The organism is Ochrobactrum sp. P6BSIII (genome assembly GCF_014138065.1).
GTDB lineage: Bacteria > Pseudomonadota > Alphaproteobacteria > Rhizobiales > Rhizobiaceae > Brucella.
In genome coordinates this window covers 213,730-230,269 of the sequence record NZ_JACGXB010000001.1, presented here as the reverse complement: position 1 = coordinate 230,269, position 16,540 = coordinate 213,730, and the positions used below count along the sequence as shown (strand labels likewise).

The window sequence follows — 16,540 nt, the reverse complement described above, 5'->3', positions numbered from 1 at the left end:
GACAGATGGCGGTCAATTGAGTGGTTGTCGTGGAAGGGGTTCCGGGCAATCAGCCTTCGGTGAACAGTTGTATGAGTCGTGCGCGGGTAACCGGAAAGGAGTATTTCGGTTTGGACCTGTCGGGTCTGATTGAGTTTGTGTTTGGTCCGGTGTTGCGGGCCTGAGTGTATGAGTGAGTACCGCCGGCGTTGAAGGACGACAGATCCGGAACGACGAGCTGGAAAAAATGACAAGCGCCGGAAAATGGCGCGTACGAATGTGAAGGCAGGCGAGACGATGGCAATGACGAGCGGCAAGGCGACGGCAACGATGGGTGATGATGCACATGCGAACCGTATCCATGGATCTTCTGCTACCGAAAATGACAAGAGCCTGACGAACATGGACGCTGCAGTCAGCGAAGAGGCTTTCGAGCGCCTTACGGCAAAGCTGAAAGCCCGTGTAGGCAGCGAAATCTATTCGAGCTGGTTCGGCCGGTTGAAACTTGACGATATTTCCAAGAGCATTGTGCGCCTGTCGGTCCCGACAGCTTTCCTGCGCTCCTGGATCAACAATCATTATTCTGAACTCCTGACCGAACTCTGGCAGGAAGAAAACGCCCAGATCCTGAAGGTCGAAGTCGTTGTGCGCGGCATGAACCGCGTGGTTCGCAGCGCAGCGCCGGCAGAAACGACGGAATCGGCTGAAGCCAAGCCTGTCGTGGCGCCGCGCGAAAAGATGATGTTCCCGGTCGGCCAGTCCTTTGCCGGTCAGCATATCGGCGACAAGCGCGGTTCTGCCGTGGTCGCAGAATCGGCTGCCGCTTCGGGCTCGATTCTCGGCTCGCCGCTTGATCCGCGTTACACGTTCGACAGCTTCGTCGACGGCGCATCGAATCGTGTGGCGCTTGCCGCCGCCCGCACCATTGCGGAAGCCGGTTCCAGCGCTGTGCGTTTCAATCCGCTTTTCATTCATGCATCGGTCGGCCTCGGCAAGACGCATCTTCTTCAGGCCATTGCAGCCGCAGCGCTGCAGCGTCAGGAAAAGGCCCGCGTCGTTTATCTGACCGCTGAATATTTCATGTGGCGCTTTGCGACCGCTATCCGTGACAACAATGCGCTTTCCTTCAAGGAACAGCTGCGCGACATCGACCTTCTGGTCATCGACGACATGCAGTTCCTGCAGGGCAAGTCCATTCAGCACGAGTTCTGCCATCTCCTGAACACGCTGCTCGACAGCGCCAAGCAGGTCGTTGTTGCAGCTGACCGTGCACCCTCGGAACTGGAATCGCTCGACGTTCGCGTCCGTTCGCGTCTGCAGGGTGGCGTTGCGCTTGAAGTGGCCGCACCGGATTACGACATGCGCGTTGAAATGCTGCGTCGTCGTCTGAACACGGCACAGGTTGAAGATCCGAGCCTCAACATTGGCGACGAGATTATTTCGCACGTCGCCCGCACCGTCACCGGCTCGGGCCGTGAGCTGGAAGGCGCTTTCAACCAGCTTCTGTTCCGCCAGTCCTTCGAGCCGAATCTGTCGATTGACCGCGTGGATGAGCTGCTCGGCCATCTGACGCGCGCAGGCGAGCCGAAGCGCATCCGCATCGAGGAAATCCAGCGCATCGTGGCGCGCCATTACAATGTTTCGAAGCAGGATCTGCTCTCGAATCGTCGTACCCGCACCATCGTGAAGCCGCGTCAGGTGGCGATGTATCTCGCCAAGATGATGACGCCGCGTTCGCTGCCGGAAATTGGCCGTCGCTTCGGCGGACGCGATCATACGACCGTGCTGCATGCCGTGCGCAAGATCGAAGATCTGGTAGGCGCCGACACCAAGCTGGCACAGGAACTGGAGCTTCTGAAGCGTCTCATCAACGATCAGGCTGCCTGATTAATACGACAGTTGCAAATTCGTCAGGCCGTGGCGAAACGGGTGATTTTCGAGTACCGGAGCGGAGCGTACTTAAAGGTACGTGAGCACCGGAGCACAGGAAATTGCTCGTTGCAGCCCGGCATCACGAAGAATGCAACTGTCGTGTTACAGAAGCTTCCCCGCTATCAACGGCGGTTATCAACAAAAAGCCCGGGCCCTGTCGCATTACGACACGGCGCGGGCTTGCTTTTCTCCTTAAAAATCTGCCACTTTAACGGACCTTTCTGGCGCCTTTGGCGCCTTACCGACGAGGGCCGCTGCCCGTCAGATGCAAGCGCCTTGTCCTAGCGAGCGAGTGCGTTTGAACATGCGTGTTACCCTAGAGCGATCGAACCTTCTCAAATCTCTCAACCACGTCCACCGCGTCGTGGAGCGTCGCAACACGATTCCGATTCTGTCGAACGTGCTTTTGCAGGCCGAAGGCGCAAGCCTTGCCCTCAAGGCGACCGACCTCGATCTCGAAGTGAATGAAGCAACCGCCGCCATGGTCGAGCAGGCGGGCGCGACGACGGTCCCGGCACATCTGCTCTATGATATCGTGCGCAAGCTGCCCGATGGCGCGGAAGTCATGCTGTCCACCAATCCCGATGGCGGCTCCATGTCGGTTATTTCCGGCAAGTCGTCCTTCCGCCTCCAGTGCCTGCCGCAGTCGGATTTCCCGGAACTGACGGCAGGGTCCTTCACCCATTCCTTCCGCATCGAAGCGCAGGCGCTGAAGCGCCTTATCGACCGCACCCAATTTGCGATCTCGACGGAAGAAACCCGCTATTATCTGAACGGCATCTTCTTCCATGCCATCGAAAGCGACGGCGCTTTGAAGCTGCGCGCTGTGGCGACCGACGGTCACCGTCTGGCCCGCGCCGAACTGGAAGCCCCATCGGGAACGGAAGGTATGCCGGGCATCATCATTCCACGCAAGACGGTTGCCGAACTGCAGAAGCTGGTCGATGCGCCTGATGTGGTGGCAATGGTGGAACTGTCGGACGCGAAGATCCGCTTTACGGTCGGCTCCGTGGTGCTCACCTCCAAGCTCATCGACGGTACCTTCCCGGATTACCAGCGTGTCATTCCATCCGGCAATGACAAGAAGCTCACCATCGGACGCCAGGAATTTGCCGCTTCCGTCGATCGCGTTTCGACCATTTCGAGCGAGCGTGGCCGTGCGGTCAAGCTTTCCATCGCCGATGGCCAGCTGACGCTGACGGTCAACAATCCCGATTCGGGCAGCGCAACAGACGAGCTGGCAGCGGATTATGATTCCGATCCGCTGGATATCGGCTTCAACTCCAAATATCTGCTCGACATCACCAGCCAGCTTTCCGGTTCGGATGCTGTCTTCATGCTGGCCGATGCCGGTTCGCCGACACTGGTGCGCGACACCGGCGACGAAGATGTGCTGTATGTTCTGATGCCGATGCGCGTCTAGGGCTGGGATATTTCGACTCTGGCGGCCTGCAAATGGCGTGATTTTTCGCTTCCGGTGCTCACGTACAGTATGTACGCTGCGCTCCGGTTCTCAAATCCCACCATTTTCGGCTCGCCATAGCCAAAATCTCGACAGCCCCGGCATCTCGCTGGAAGAGGCCTCTCAAAGAACCCGATTGTGGATATAAAAGACGATATAACAAGCCGTCCCGACCGGGTTTCGGTCCGGCGGCTTAAGCTTACTGATTTCCGCAATTATGCGGAACTCTCGCTGCCGCTTGGCCCCGGCCATGTGGTGCTGACGGGCGAGAACGGTTCGGGCAAGACCAATCTCATTGAAGCACTTTCCTTTCTGTCGCCGGGGCGCGGTCTTCGCCGGGCGTCTTATGACGATGTGGCGCGGGTCAACGGTCCGGAAGGACAGCGAGACGGCTTTGCCATCCACGCATCGCTGGATTGCATGATCTACGGCGAAGCCGAAATCGGTACGGGAACGGCAGGCGGCGGAGAAGGCGGGCGCAAGGTTCGCATCAACGGCGTTGCAGCCTCTGGCGACGAGCTTCTCGATTATGCCCGCATTCTCTGGGTCGTTCCTTCCATGGACGGGCTTTTTACCGGCGGCGCGTCGGACCGGCGGCGTTTCCTCGACCGCATGGTCCTCGCCATCGATACCGGGCACGGCAAGCGTGTGCTCGATTATGAAAAAGCCATGCGCAGCCGCAACCGGCTGCTCAGCGAAGGCAATAATGACGACCGCTGGCTCGACGCCATCGAAAGCCAGATGGCGGAGCTTGGCACCGCCATTGCCGCAGCACGCGCAGAAGCCATGCGGCTGATTGCGGCCATGATAGAGCGCCTTCCGGCGGAAGGTCCTTTTCCGAAGGCGGATTGCTTTCTGGAAGGTTCGCTGGAACAGCGGATCGGCCTCGAAGCGGCGCTCGATCTCGAAGAGGATTTCCGCCGCACCCTGCGCGACGGGCGCATCCGAGATCGTGCGGCAGGCCGCACGCTGGATGGGCCGCACCGCACCGATCTCATCGTGCAGCATAGGCCGAAAGCCATGCCAGCCGCCCTGTGCTCGACCGGCGAGCAGAAGGCATTGCTCATCGGTTTGATACTGGCCCATGCGCGCCTGACGGGCGAATTGTCCGGCATGGCCCCGATTCTCCTTCTGGACGAAATCGCCGCGCATCTCGATTCGGGCCGCCGCGCTGCCTTGTTCGGCATTCTCGACGATCTCGGCGGGCAGGCCTTCATGACCGGCACCGACAGGGCGCTGTTCGACACGCTTGGCGGCGATGCGCAGTTTTTCAGTGTTGCAGGCGGCGTTCTCACCAAGAGCTAAATTATCCGCTGACAGCATCGTCGCGGAGGCATATGTTGGCCATCATGAATGCACCATCCAGACCATTTTCGTCCGAAGAACTTGAACGCTATGCGCGGCATATCGTGCTGCCGGAAGTCGGTGGCCCAGGCCAGCAGAAGCTGAAGGCAGCGCGTGTATTGGTTGTCGGTGCGGGTGGTCTCGGAGCGCCCGTGCTGCAATATCTGGCGGCTGCGGGCATCGGGACGCTCGGCATCGTCGACGACGATACGGTTTCGCTGTCCAATCTCCAGCGCCAGGTCATCCACGACACGGAAAGCGTCGGTCAGGAAAAGGTCGAGAGCGCGCGAAACGCCATTGCGCGCATCAATCCGCATGTGACGGTCGAAGGCCATGCCCTGCGCCTCAACGCGGACAATGCCGAAGCGCTGATTGCCGATTACGATGTCATTGTCGATGGCTCCGACAACTTCACAACGCGCTATGTGCTGGCGGATACGGCGGCCAAGGTCGGGCGACCGCTGGTAACTGGCGCAATGGGCCGCTTCGATGGCACGGTGACTGTACTGATGCCTTATCTGGCCGGTTCGGACGGCACGCAAAATCCCTCCTATCGTGACCTCTTCCCGGAAGCGCCGCCGCCGGGAACTGTTCCCACCTGTGCAGAAGCGGGCGTGCTGGGCGTGCTGCCGGGTGTGATCGGCAGTTTGCAGGCGATGGAGGTGATCAAGCTCGTCACCGGTATCGGCGAACCGCTGGTTGGTCGCCTGTTGCTCTATAACGCGCTGAATGTCCGTTTCGAGACCATTCGCTACAAGGCACGCAAACCCAAATGACGGCGCTCAGCATTGCGCCCATCGGTCAGGATTTCGCCCGCTGGGACGAACTTCTGAAACTCATCCGCGACAGCTTTGCTTATATGGACGGCGTGATTGATCCGCCGTCTTCCGCGCATCTTCTGACTGCGGAAGGACTGAAACAAAAGGCCGGGGAAGAGACCGGCTTCGCAGCCCTGATTGGCGAGGAACTGGCGGGTTGCGTTTTCATCAAGGAAAGAAGCGACAGCTTCTATCTCGGCAAGCTTGCCGTTGCGCCCGCCTTCGAGGGGCAGGGAATCGCTCGCGCCCTGATGCAGCGTGCGGAGGCTGAAACTATCGCGAAGGGCAAGCCGGCGATTGAATTGCAGGTGCGTATCGAACTGACGCGCAATCGGGCGGTGTTTGAAAAGCTCGGTTATTGCAAGATCGCGGAAACGGCGCATCCCGGCTATACGCGCACGACCTCCATCACCATGCGCAAGGAGATCGTGCAGGGATAGGTGGTGAGACGACCGGCAGCGTGTAGCTGCCGATCCCCCAATCTGAAACGTCAATACTGCGTATTGCGGTCGACGATGTGCTCCAGCGTGCCATTGCGCTCGAAGGCTTCAATCTGCCGGATGATCTGCGGCACAAGGGCCGTTGCTGACGAGCTTGCCGCTGCATGCGGCGTGATCGTCACTCTCGGATGATCCCAGAGCGCGCTGGTGGTCGGCAGCGGTTCCTGATTGAACACGTCGAGCGACGCTGCCGAAAGCAGCCCACGGTCGAGCGCCGCCAGAATATCAGCCTCGTTCTGCAAGCCGCCGCGACCGGCATTGATCAATACCGGCGCGCCGAATGGTCCGTCGCTTTTCAGCTGCGCGAACATCGACATGGACAGGATGCCCTTGGTGTCTGGCGTCAGCGGCAGCAGACAGACGAAAATATCGGCGGTCTTGAGAAAAGCGCCAAAACCGTCACGACCGTGATAGGTTTTCACGCCAGCGATTTCCTGCTGGCGGCGGCTCCAGCCGGTCACGTTGAAACCCAGCGCTTTCAGCTTCTCAGCCGCATCGCGGCCCAGAACGCCAAGCCCCATAATGCCGACCGTCACTTCGTGAGCGGCAGGCTGGCGGCGATCTTCATGCCAGACATGGTTCTGCTGCTGCTTGCGATAGCGCGATCCCAGACGGTGATGATCCAGCACCTGCCAGACCACATATTCGGTCATGCGCATGGTCAGATCGTCGGAGATGATGCGCACCAACGGCACATCGGGAATGCGGTCATCGCGGAACACGTGGTCCACGCCAGCACCAAGCGAGAAAATGACTTTCAGGTTGGGCAGATTGGCGAGCGAGCCGGGCTTCTGCTTCCATACGAGAGCGTATTTGACGGAAGGATCATTCTCGGCGCGTTCGGTCACCACGGGGCGATCCGGCGCATTGTCCTTGAATGTCTTCAGCCAGATTTCCGGGTCCCAATCGGTGATCGCCAGAAGAATATTGCCCTTATCATTATTGGTCATTGTCTTACTCCTCCCTCGGTAGCCTCCATATGGAAGGCTGCCGCCATCAACGCCTTGGTATAGTCGGTCTTGGGATTGGCGAAGACGTCCTTCGCCGTACCATATTCGACCGCCTTGCCGTTGCGCATCACCAGCACATCATTGGCCAGTGCCCGCACCACTTTGAGATCGTGGCTAATGAAAAGATAGGCGAGATCATGCTTCTTCTGCAATCCACGCAAAAGATCGACCACTTGCGCCTGCACGCTCATGTCGAGCGCCGAGGTTGGCTCATCCAGCATGACGAAGCGCGGGTTCAGCACCATGGCGCGCGCAATGGCGATGCGCTGGCGCTGGCCGCCGGAAAATTCATGCGGATAGCGGAAGCGGGTTTCGGGGTCGAGGTTCACTTCCTGCAGCGCTGCCACGACACGCGCATCGCGGTCATCGGCGGAGAGTTTCGGCTCATGCACCAGCAAGCCTTCGGCAATGATATCTGCAATGGTCATGCGCGGAGAAAGTGAGCCGAACGGGTCCTGAAACACGATCTGCATTTCACGGCGCAGCGGGCGCATATCCTTGAAGCTGAATTTCGCGATATCACGCCCTTCAAAGCGAATATCGCCCTTGGATGAAATCATCCGCGAAAGGGCGAGGCCAAGCGTGGTCTTGCCGGACCCCGATTCGCCGACGACACCGAGCGTCTGACCGGCACGTAGATTGACATCGATACCGTCCACCGCCTTCACATGGTCGACGGTCTTGCGCATGAACCCCTTCTTGATCGGGAACCAGACGCGGATATCCTTGCCTTCCATCACCGTTTTTGCCGCCGGATCGGCAGCGGGCGGCTCGCCCTTCGGTTCGGCGGCAAGCAGGTGCTTGGTATAGGGATGCTGCGGATTGTCGAAGATGTCCTTGGTTGGACCGGCTTCGACGATCTTGCCCTTGCTCATCACGCAGACCTTGTCGGCGATCTTGCGCACGATGCCGAGATCGTGGGTGATGAACAGCATGGACATGCCTTGCGCGGCCTTCAACTCGGCAAGCAGCTTCAAAATCTGCGCCTGCACGGTCACATCGAGCGCCGTGGTTGGTTCGTCGGCGATCAGCAGTTTCGGCTTGTTGGCCAGCGCCATGGCGATCATCACGCGCTGGCGTTGCCCACCCGAAAGTTGATGCGGGAAGGCCGACAAGCGCTTTTCCGGCTCGCGAATGCCAACCTCGTTCAGAAGCTCCAGCGTGCGCGCCCGCGCCTGGGCGTCGCCCATGCCCTGATGCACACGCAGGATTTCGCCGACCTGCCGCTCGACGCTGTGCAGCGGGTTGAGCGAGGTCATCGGCTCCTGAAAGATCATGGCGATGTCATTGCCGCGCACGCGCCGCAATTCCGGCTCGGAGGCCTTCATCAAGTCCTTGTCGTTGAAAAGGATTTCACCGGAAGGGTGGCTGGCGGCCGGGTAGGGGAGAAGCTTCAGCACCGACAGGGCGGAAACAGACTTGCCCGAACCGGATTCGCCGACCAGAGCTACGGTCTCGCCTTCGGCAATGTCGAAGGACACATGGTCGACCGAAATGCGCTCTTCGCCGTTCTGGCGAAACGCCACCGACAAGTCGCGGACGGACAGCAGGGTTTTGTTGCCTGATTCGGACGGGGATCCACTCATTGACCCACTCATTGAAATGCCTTTCGCGGATCGAATGCGTCGCGTGTCGCCTCGCCGATGAAGATCAGGAGCGACAGCATGACCGAGATGACCACGAAGCCGGTAATGCCGAGCCACGGCGCCTGAAGGTTGTTCTTGCCCTGCGCCAGAAGTTCGCCGAGCGAGGCGGAACCTGGCGGCAGGCCGAAGCCGAGGAAGTCGAGCGAGGTGAGCGTGGTGATCGAGCCGTTCAGGATGAAGGGCAGGAAGGTCAGCGTCGCCACCATGGCATTGGGCAGAAGGTGACGCCACATGATGGTGCCGTTCTTCACGCCAAGTGCGCGCGCTGCATTCACATATTCGAAGTTTCGGGCGCGCAGGAATTCAGCGCGCACAACGCCGACGAATGCCACCCATGAGAAGAGAAGCATGATGCCGAGCAGCACCCAGAAGCCCGGTGGCAGGATCGCCGCTATGATCAGCAACAGATAAAGCACGGGGATCGACGACCAGATTTCGATGACGCGCTGGAAGATCAGATCGACCCAGCCGCCGAAATAGCCCTGAACCGCGCCTGCCGTCACGCCGATGATGGCCGAGAAGAAGGTGAGGATCAGGCCGAACAGCACCGAAATGCGGAAGCCGTAAAGCGCGCGCGCAAAAACATCTCGCGCCTGATCGTCAGTGCCAAGCAGGTTGAAGTTGCCAAAACGGCAATTGGGATCGCTGACACCTTGCGCATAGCGCTGGCAGCGCTCCTCGGCGGAATAGAGCCAGAAGGGCTTTGAGGGCGCTGCTTCCGGGATTTCATTATTCACGGTGTTGTAGGAATAGCGAATGGGCGGCCAGAGCGCCCAGCCATTATTGGCGATTTCTTCCTGTATCACCGGATCGCGATAATCGGTCACGGCATAGAAGCCGCCGAATTTCTCTTCCGGATAATCGACAAAAACCGGCGTCAGCAACTCGCCCTTGTAGGAAACGAGAATCGGGCGATCATTGGCGATGAATTCGGAGCAAAGGGCGGCGATGAGCAGAAACAGGAAAACCCACAGCGACCAGTAACCGCGCTTGTTGGCCTTGAAATTCTGCCAGCGGCGGCGGTTCAGCGGTGATAGCCATGGCCTTTTCACTGGCTTGACGGCGGGGGTGAGGGCAGCGTCTGTCATCACACGTCCCTCCGGTCGAAATCAATGCGCGGATCGATCCACGTATAGGTCAGATCGGACAGAAGCCCGACAAGCAGTCCGATCAGCGAGAAGATGAAGAGATTGGCGAACACAACCGGATAATCGCGGTTGATGACCGACTGGTAGCCGAGCAGGCCAAGACCGTCGAGGGAGAAGATGGTTTCAATCAAAAGCGAGCCGGTAAAGAAGGCCGAGATGAAAGCGCCCGGAAAACCGGCGATGACGATCAGCATGGCGTTGCGGAAAACATGGCGATAAAGCACCTGATTCTCGGTGAGGCCCTTGGCGCGCGCCGTCGTCACATATTGCTTGCGGATTTCTTCGAGAAACGAGTTTTTCGTCAGAAGCGTCGTGGTGGCGAAGGCCGAAAGCACCAGCGCTGTGACCGGCAGAACCATGTGCCAGAGATAGTCGCCGATTTTGCCCCAGAACGACATCTGCGCGAAATCAGGCGAGGTGAGACCGCGTAGCGGAAACCAGTCGAAGAACGATCCGCCCGCGAAAAGCACGATCAGCAGAATGGCGAACAGGAAGCTTGGGATAGCGTAGCCGACGATGATGACCGCGCTGGTCCAAGTGTCGAAGCGCGTGCCTTCCTTGATCGCCTTGCGAATGCCGAGCGGGATCGAGATCATATAGGACAGAAATGTCAGCCACAGGCCGAGCGAGATCGAAACCGGCATCTTTTCCTTGATGAGATCGATCACGCTGATATCGCGGAAATAGCTGCGCCCGAAATCGAAGCGCAGATAGTTCCACAGCATCTGGCCAAAACGCTCCAGCGGTGGCTTGTCGAAGCCGAACTGCTTTTCCAGATCGGCGATGAATTGCGGGTCCAGCCCCTGTGCGCCGCGATATTTGGAGTTGACCGAGCCGCTATCGACAGCGCTTTGACCGAAATCGCCGCCACCGCCGGAAAGGCGATCAAGCGCATCGCCGCCCTGACCGGAAAGCTGCGCGATCACGCGCTCGACCGGACCGCCGGGGGCGAACTGAACAACGGCGAAGGAAATAGCCATGATGCCGAAGATGGTCGGGATCATTAAGATCAAGCGGCGGAGGATGTAAGCGCCCATCAGCTTGGCTCTCTCGTTAGATCCGGGTTTCTCTTATGGCTTACCAACAGCTTTTGCCTTTTCTTCTTCTATCCACCACAGCGTCTCAACCGGAAAGCCATAATCGGGCTTCGGTTCCTTGAAACCGAACCGGTCCCAATAGGCCACGAGATGATTCGCTGTTGTCCAATTTGGAATCCAGTCGCGTCGGATACGCAAGTACCGATCAAGCACTCTGATCGTAGCGACAAGATCGTCCCGGGTCGAAACCTTTCCGGCATCGTCGATCAGGGCGTCGATCACCGGGTCAGCCGTGCCGGGCAGATTATAGCTTCCCGGTGTTTTGGCCGCTTGTGAACCGAACATGCTGGCAAGCGATTCGCTGGTCGGGGTTGCGCCGAACAGCATGGCAAGGCCAACCATGTCGAACTGGAAATCCTGCAAGCGCGCCTGGTATTGGCTCGCATCCACCAGCCGCAAGGTTGCATCAATGCCGATGGCCCTTAGTTTCTGGATGAACGGATTGTAGACGCGGGTGAAAGCTTCGGAATCGCTGAGGATTTCAAGCCCGAATTTTGAACCGTCCTTGTCGTGGAACTGGCCGTTGCGCCGCTCGAAACCAGCTTCTTCCATCAGCTTGATGGCGCGACCGAACTGCGCGCGGTCGCGGCCCGTTCCATCCGAAACCGGCATGGTGACAGCCTCGCCGAATACTGTATCGGGAAGCTTGCCGCGATAGCGCTCCAGCACTTTCAACTCATCGGGGGAGGGCAGGCCCTTGGCCTGAAAATCCGACCCGTTGAAGCTCGATTGCGAACGCTCATAGGTCTTGAAGAAAAGGGTCTCGTTGGTCCATTCGAAATCGAAACAGAGACTGATCGCCTCGCGCACGCGCGGGTCGCGGAAACGCTCGCGGCGCTGGTTCACCGCCCAGGCCTGCATCAGCGGGCTTTTCTCTTTCGGGAAGGTGCGCTTGATGACTTTCTTCTGCTGTATGGCCGGGAAGTCGTATCCCGTCGCCCAGTTCTTGGACACGCTTTCCGAACGGAAATCGATATCGCCTTTCTTGAAGGCTTCAAATTCCGGCTGGCGGTCGCGGAAGAACTCTATGTGGATGCGGTCGAAATGGCTGGAGCCGCGCCGGACCGGAAGATCTTTGGCCCAGTAATCCTCAACGCGGTCATATTCGATGAATTGCCCGGCGGCGAAATTTCCGACCTTGTAAGCGCCGGAACCGAGCACCGGCTCCATGGTCGTCGCCTCAAAATTGCGGTCCTTGAACCAGTTCTCCGACAATATGGGCAGCACCACCGCGTCGAGAATGGCATTGGGGCCGCGATCCGCCGCAAAGCGCAGGCGAATATCGTTTTTTCCGGTCAGCTCCACCTTTTCCAGTCCAGCGAGCGACTGGCGTATGATCGGGTGGCCCTTTTCCTTCAGCACCGTATAGGTGAATAGCACGTCTTTTGCCGTTATGGGCGAACCGTCGTGGAAGCGCGCTTCCTTGCGCAGCTTGAAGGTGCAGGTCTGTCGATCTTTCGACAGCGTGGCGCTTTCTGCGATCAGCCCGTAGACGGAATCCGGCTCATCGAGAGCGGGCACCATCAGGCTGTCATAGGTCAGCTCCATGCGCGGGGGCGCATCGCCTTTGAAGGTAAAGGTGCTGAGCGTGTTGAAGGTCTGCGTGTTCTGGTTCCAGACCCAGCTTGCCGGGGCGAACTTGAATGTGCCGCCCTTCGGCGCATCTGGATTGGTGTAGTCGAAATGGGTGAAATCGCTGCCATATTTCAGTTCACCAAAGGCAGACAGGCCGTGCAGAGCCTTGCCAGTCGGCACCTCCGCAAAGGCTGTGGCTATGACATTCTGGCCCGGCAGGCAGACCGCGACTGCGGCGCTGCCCGAGACCCCCAGAAAATGGCGGCGGTTCATGCGAAGCATCGTCATTCTTCGCACGCCTCTATTCGCTGCCGGTCTTGAGCTTGGCTGCCTTCGCGGGATCAACCCACCATGAGAACGGATCGATACCCATATAATCCGGCTGCTTTTCAGGCATGCCGAATTTGTTCCAGTAGGCCACATTGATGTGGTCGGAATACCATTGCGGAATGACGTAATAATTCCACAGCAGAGCACGGTCGAGCGCATGGCTTGCGGCCACGAGTTCATCGCGGTCCTTGGCGTAGATCACGCGGTCGATCAGCTTGTCGATTGCCTCGCTTTTGATACCGGCATAGTTGCGGCTGCCTTTGAAATCGGCGGCCTTGGAGCCCCACATGTCGCGTTGCTCATTGCCGGGAGAGGCGGTTTGCGCGATGACGGAGGTGATGACGTCATAGTCGAAATCATTGACGCGCGCCTGATATTGCGCGGTATCGACAATGCGCACTGTCGCATTGATCCCGATCTTGCGCAGGCTCGCTGCGAACGGATTATAGATGCGCTCGTCGGTCGGGTCCTTGCCGAGAAATTCGATGGTGAACGGATTGCCCTTTGCATCGACGAGCTTGTTGCCCTGCAATGTCCATCCCGCTTCCGAAAACAGCTTCAAGGCCGTGCGCAGATTATCGCGGGTTGCCTGCGGCGTGTCGTAAACAGGCAGCTTGAATTCCTTGGTCAGGGCATCTGCGGGCAGCGAATCTTTGACCGTTTCAAGAATGGCCTGTTCTGCCGGAGTCGGCGGGCCGCTCAACTGCAATTCGTTGCCAGCAAAATAGCTGTTGATGCGGCTGTACTGATTGAAGAACAGAAGACGATTCATGGATTCGAAGTCGAACGCATAGGTCAGCGCTTCGCGGACTTTCGGGTCCTTGAACTTGTCGCGGCGCATATTCAGGAAATAGCCCTGCATGCGACCGACAGCATTGAACGGGAAGGACTTCTTGATAACATCGCCGCGCTGAACAGCCGGGAAATTATACTGCTCCGCCCAGCGCTGGGCGCGGTTTTCGTTGCGATAATCGTATTGACCGCCCTTCTTGAAGGCTTCCCAGGTCGCGTCTTCATTGAAGTAATATTCGTAGACCACGCGGTCGAAATTGTTGCGGCCGACATTTACGGCGATGTCCTTGCCCCAGTAATCGTCGACGCGCGCCCAGGTGATGGAGCGTCCTGGCGAAACACTGTCGATCTTGTAGGCGGACGAACCCAGCGGAATTTCCAGCGTCGGGCGGGTGATATCACGCTGTTTGCCCTGCGCGTCCTTACCTTCCCACCAATGTTGCGGCAGCACTGCAAGCTGGCCCATGATCTGCGGCAATTCGCGGTTGCCCTTTTGGCTGAAGTTGAACTTCACCTCATGATCGCCGGTCTTTTCCGCACTTTCCACGTCGCCATAATATTTGTTGTAGAGCGGGGACTGCTTCTTCAGCACATTGAAGGACCAGATCACGTCTTCGACGGTGATCGGCTGGCCGTCATGCCATTTGGCGTTCGGATTGAGCTTGAACTTCACCCAGGAATAATCTTCCGGATACTGAAGCGCCTCGGCAATGAGCGGATATTGCGTCGAACTCTGATCCAGCGAATCCGTCATCAGCGTATCGTAGAGCATGCCGCCGCCGAAGTCGGACAGGCCTGCCGCGGGAACGCCTTGCACCACGAATGGGTTGAGGCTGTCAAATGTGCCGACCGCGACCTGATTGAGCGTGCCGCCCTTCGGCGCATCGGGGTTCACATAGTCATAATGCTTGAAATCGGCTGGATATTTGGGCTCGCCGAGCAGGCTGGAAGAGGCGCGCCATTTGGGTTCTGCATCGGTCGCATGGCTTGACGACATTGTGCTTGCAAGCATGGCAACCGCAAATGCACCCGCCCAAAACGCTTTCATCCAGTCTCTCCGTTTCTGCTTCGGATCATCTGTATGAGTCTTATGGGTTTTTGCGGAGGAAGAAAGGCACCGGCGCAATAAATTTCAGGGGCAAATAAAAAAGCCGGGTCGAAACCCGGCTTTTCGATGTTCTTGCGATGCTTAGTTCGCTGGTGCGGCTGGCTTTTCGCCTTCCTTGGCTGGCGCTGCATCCGCAGGTTTGGCGTCGCCGTCAGCCGGTGCAGCATCTGCCGTCGGCAGTGGTGCCGGATTGTCGGAAAGCGTGCGCAGATAGGCAATCAGATCGGCGCGCTCATTGTCCTTCTTGTCACCCGCAAAGCCCATGGCCGTGCCTTTGACGAAAGCCTTCGGCGAGGTCAGGAACTTGTTGAGGTGCTCGTAGTCCCACTTGTTGCCACCGGCGCCAAATTCCTTCATGGCGGCCGAATAGCCGAAGCCTTCGACGGAAGCGGCAGGACGGTTCAGCACATCCCAGAGATGCGGACCCACCTTGTTTGCGCCGCCCTTTTCGCCCGTATGGCAGGCCTGGCAGCGCTTGAAAACTGTTTCACCGCGCGCAGGATCGGCGGATTGCAGCAATGTTGCGATAGAAACTTCTTCCTTGGCCGGTGCAGCTCCCCCTTCACCGGTCGCAGCTTCCGCCGCCTCGATTGCAAAGCCGGGCTTCTCCGGTGCAGGCGAGTGAAACAGCGCATCGGACAGGATGCCCGTCGTCATGACAACGAAAACCGTTGCCAGAAAAGCCATGATAAACTTGTTAGTCCGCGTTGAATTCATCGCCGGTCAGCGCTCCCTCTACCAAAACGCTCTCCCCGAGAACGCTCTCCTCAGCCGACATGCGCACCTCATATGAGGTTGCAATTCTCTCCGCGGCATCGGGCGGAAACTAGGTCTTTTACCAGGGCGATGCAACACCTATAAGGGTAACCAGACCCGTGACTTTTTGACACTTTTGCAGCATTTACAGTGCAGATAAAACTCCTCTAAGGACGGTTACGATCCGGCGAGACAACAAGAGGCGAGCATGCTTCAGACCCTAAAGACCCTCACACTTATTCCGGCAAGACTGGCCGCTACGCGCCTGCCGAACAAGCCGTTGGCCGATATTTGCGGCAAGCCGATGATCGTGCATGTGGCCGAAAGGGCTGCCGCCGCGAAGCTCGGACGCGCCGTTGTCGCGACCGATAGTGAGGAGATTTTCGCAGCCGTTACCGCTCATGGTCATGAAGCCGTCATGACGCGCACCGATCACGAATCGGGCTCGGACCGCATCTATGAAGCATTGTTGAAGCTCGATCCGGCTGGCGAGATTGATGCCGTGGTCAATGTGCAGGGCGATCTGCCGACCATCGATCCGGATATCATCCGTCGCGCATTGCTGCCGCTCGAAGACGGCCCGGCTGATATCGCGACGCTTGGCGTCGAGATCGAGGAAGAATCGGAAAAGACCAATCCGAGCGTGGTGAAGATTGTCGGCTCGCCGCTGGCCGGTAGTTCACGTCTCCGCGCACTTTATTTCACCCGCGCCACGGCACCTTATGGCGAAGGCCCGCTCTATCATCACATCGGCCTCTATGCCTATCGCCGGACGGCGCTGGAGAAATTTGTGAAGCTCGGGCCGTCGCCGCTGGAAAAGCGCGAAAAGCTTGAGCAATTGCGCGCTTTGGAAGCCAGCATGCGCATCGATGTCGAGGTGGTGAAAACGGTGCCACTGGGCGTCGATACGCCAGCCGACCTTGAGCGCGCCCGAGCAATTTGCAGTCAAATGGGAACTATTTGACCTGGCATAAAGGCGGCGCAAAAGATTCTTGTCGCAAAGGGTCTTTGACAAGTTTAACAACCAGGAAAGCCCCGCGAGT

At 58.5% G+C, this 16,540-nt stretch carries 13 protein-coding genes; 6 read left to right on the top strand and 7 right to left on the bottom strand.

Features of this window, described 5'->3' with window-relative positions; all coding sequences use genetic code 11:
• Positions 1-282: 282 nt before the first annotated feature.
• From dnaA to FHW00_RS00975, 5 genes are all read left to right on the top strand, one after another.
• Entirely contained in the window at positions 283-1,866 is a 1,584-nt protein-coding gene (gene dnaA, locus FHW00_RS00995) for a chromosomal replication initiator protein DnaA (RefSeq protein WP_078337825.1), read from the top strand.
• 349 nt (positions 1,867-2,215) lie between these two features.
• Positions 2,216-3,334, top strand: coding sequence for a DNA polymerase III subunit beta (dnaN, locus tag FHW00_RS00990; RefSeq protein WP_078337760.1), 1,119 nt, complete (start codon positions 2,216-2,218; stop codon positions 3,332-3,334).
• Between the two features lie 177 nt (positions 3,335-3,511).
• Entirely contained in the window at positions 3,512-4,678 is a 1,167-nt protein-coding gene (gene recF / locus FHW00_RS00985; RefSeq protein ID WP_078337761.1) for a DNA replication/repair protein RecF, read from the top strand.
• A gap of 32 nt (positions 4,679-4,710) precedes the next feature.
• Positions 4,711-5,493, top strand: a complete 783-nt coding sequence (locus tag FHW00_RS00980) for a molybdopterin-synthase adenylyltransferase MoeB (protein WP_176168301.1) — start codon at positions 4,711-4,713, stop codon at positions 5,491-5,493.
• The gene (locus FHW00_RS00975) at positions 5,490-5,975 is read left to right on the top strand and encodes a GNAT family N-acetyltransferase (RefSeq protein ID WP_078337762.1); all 486 of its coding nucleotides are present in this window, start codon (positions 5,490-5,492) and stop codon (positions 5,973-5,975) included. Before FHW00_RS00980 ends, FHW00_RS00975 begins: the two co-directional genes overlap by 4 nt.
• A gap of 50 nt (positions 5,976-6,025) precedes the next feature.
• On the opposite strand, the gene FHW00_RS00970 is transcribed toward FHW00_RS00975, so the two are convergent.
• The 7 genes from FHW00_RS00970 to FHW00_RS00940 all read right to left on the bottom strand — a co-directional run bounded on the left by FHW00_RS00970 (position 6,026) and on the right by FHW00_RS00940 (position 15,458).
• Complete coding sequence (locus tag FHW00_RS00970; RefSeq protein ID WP_078337763.1) at positions 6,026-6,985, bottom strand: 2-hydroxyacid dehydrogenase; 960 nt, start codon at positions 6,983-6,985, stop codon at positions 6,026-6,028.
• Positions 6,982-8,643, bottom strand: a complete 1,662-nt coding sequence (locus FHW00_RS00965) for an ABC transporter ATP-binding protein (RefSeq protein WP_078337764.1) — start codon at positions 8,641-8,643, stop codon at positions 6,982-6,984. The genes FHW00_RS00970 and FHW00_RS00965 overlap by 4 nt, the downstream gene beginning before the upstream one ends.
• Positions 8,640-9,779, bottom strand: a complete 1,140-nt coding sequence (locus tag FHW00_RS00960; RefSeq protein ID WP_078337765.1) for an ABC transporter permease — start codon at positions 9,777-9,779, stop codon at positions 8,640-8,642. Before FHW00_RS00960 ends, FHW00_RS00965 begins: the two co-directional genes overlap by 4 nt.
• Positions 9,779-10,876 carry a microcin C ABC transporter permease YejB gene (locus FHW00_RS00955; protein ID WP_078337766.1) on the bottom strand — a complete coding sequence of 366 codons (1,098 nt, stop codon included), beginning with the start codon at positions 10,874-10,876 and terminating at the stop codon, positions 9,779-9,781. Before FHW00_RS00955 ends, FHW00_RS00960 begins: the two co-directional genes overlap by 1 nt.
• A 33-nt stretch (positions 10,877-10,909) precedes the next feature.
• A complete protein-coding gene (locus FHW00_RS00950) occupies positions 10,910-12,799 on the bottom strand; it encodes an extracellular solute-binding protein (RefSeq protein WP_078337767.1) in 1,890 nt (629 codons plus the stop codon).
• 13 nt (positions 12,800-12,812) lie between these two features.
• Positions 12,813-14,681, bottom strand: a complete 1,869-nt coding sequence (locus tag FHW00_RS00945; RefSeq protein ID WP_078337768.1) for an extracellular solute-binding protein — start codon at positions 14,679-14,681, stop codon at positions 12,813-12,815.
• Between the two features lie 141 nt (positions 14,682-14,822).
• The gene (locus FHW00_RS00940; protein WP_078337769.1) at positions 14,823-15,458 is read right to left on the bottom strand and encodes a c-type cytochrome; all 636 of its coding nucleotides are present in this window, start codon (positions 15,456-15,458) and stop codon (positions 14,823-14,825) included.
• Between the two features lie 247 nt (positions 15,459-15,705).
• Here FHW00_RS00940 and FHW00_RS00935 point away from each other — a divergent pair, with 247 nt between their 5' ends.
• Complete coding sequence (locus FHW00_RS00935) at positions 15,706-16,461, top strand: 3-deoxy-manno-octulosonate cytidylyltransferase (protein ID WP_078337770.1); 756 nt, start codon at positions 15,706-15,708, stop codon at positions 16,459-16,461.
• Positions 16,462-16,540: the final 79 nt, after the last annotated feature.

Coding starts and splice junctions, on each gene's coding strand:
- dnaA (WP_078337825.1), top strand. CDS start 283: ATGACGAGCGGCAAGGCGACGGCAACGATGGGTGATGATGCACATGCG.
- dnaN (WP_078337760.1), top strand. CDS start 2,216: ATGCGTGTTACCCTAGAGCGATCGAACCTTCTCAAATCTCTCAACCAC.
- FHW00_RS00980 (WP_176168301.1), top strand. CDS start 4,711: ATGTTGGCCATCATGAATGCACCATCCAGACCATTTTCGTCCGAAGAA.
- FHW00_RS00975 (WP_078337762.1), top strand. CDS start 5,490: ATGACGGCGCTCAGCATTGCGCCCATCGGTCAGGATTTCGCCCGCTGG.
- FHW00_RS00970 (WP_078337763.1), bottom strand. CDS start 6,985: ATGACCAATAATGATAAGGGCAATATTCTTCTGGCGATCACCGATTGG.
- FHW00_RS00965 (WP_078337764.1), bottom strand. CDS start 8,643: ATGAGTGGGTCAATGAGTGGATCCCCGTCCGAATCAGGCAACAAAACC.
- FHW00_RS00960 (WP_078337765.1), bottom strand. CDS start 9,779: ATGACAGACGCTGCCCTCACCCCCGCCGTCAAGCCAGTGAAAAGGCCA.
- FHW00_RS00955 (WP_078337766.1), bottom strand. CDS start 10,876: ATGGGCGCTTACATCCTCCGCCGCTTGATCTTAATGATCCCGACCATC.
- FHW00_RS00950 (WP_078337767.1), bottom strand. CDS start 12,799: ATGACGATGCTTCGCATGAACCGCCGCCATTTTCTGGGGGTCTCGGGC.
- FHW00_RS00945 (WP_078337768.1), bottom strand. CDS start 14,681: ATGAAAGCGTTTTGGGCGGGTGCATTTGCGGTTGCCATGCTTGCAAGC.
- FHW00_RS00940 (WP_078337769.1), bottom strand. CDS start 15,458: ATGAATTCAACGCGGACTAACAAGTTTATCATGGCTTTTCTGGCAACG.
- FHW00_RS00935 (WP_078337770.1), top strand. CDS start 15,706: ATGCTTCAGACCCTAAAGACCCTCACACTTATTCCGGCAAGACTGGCC.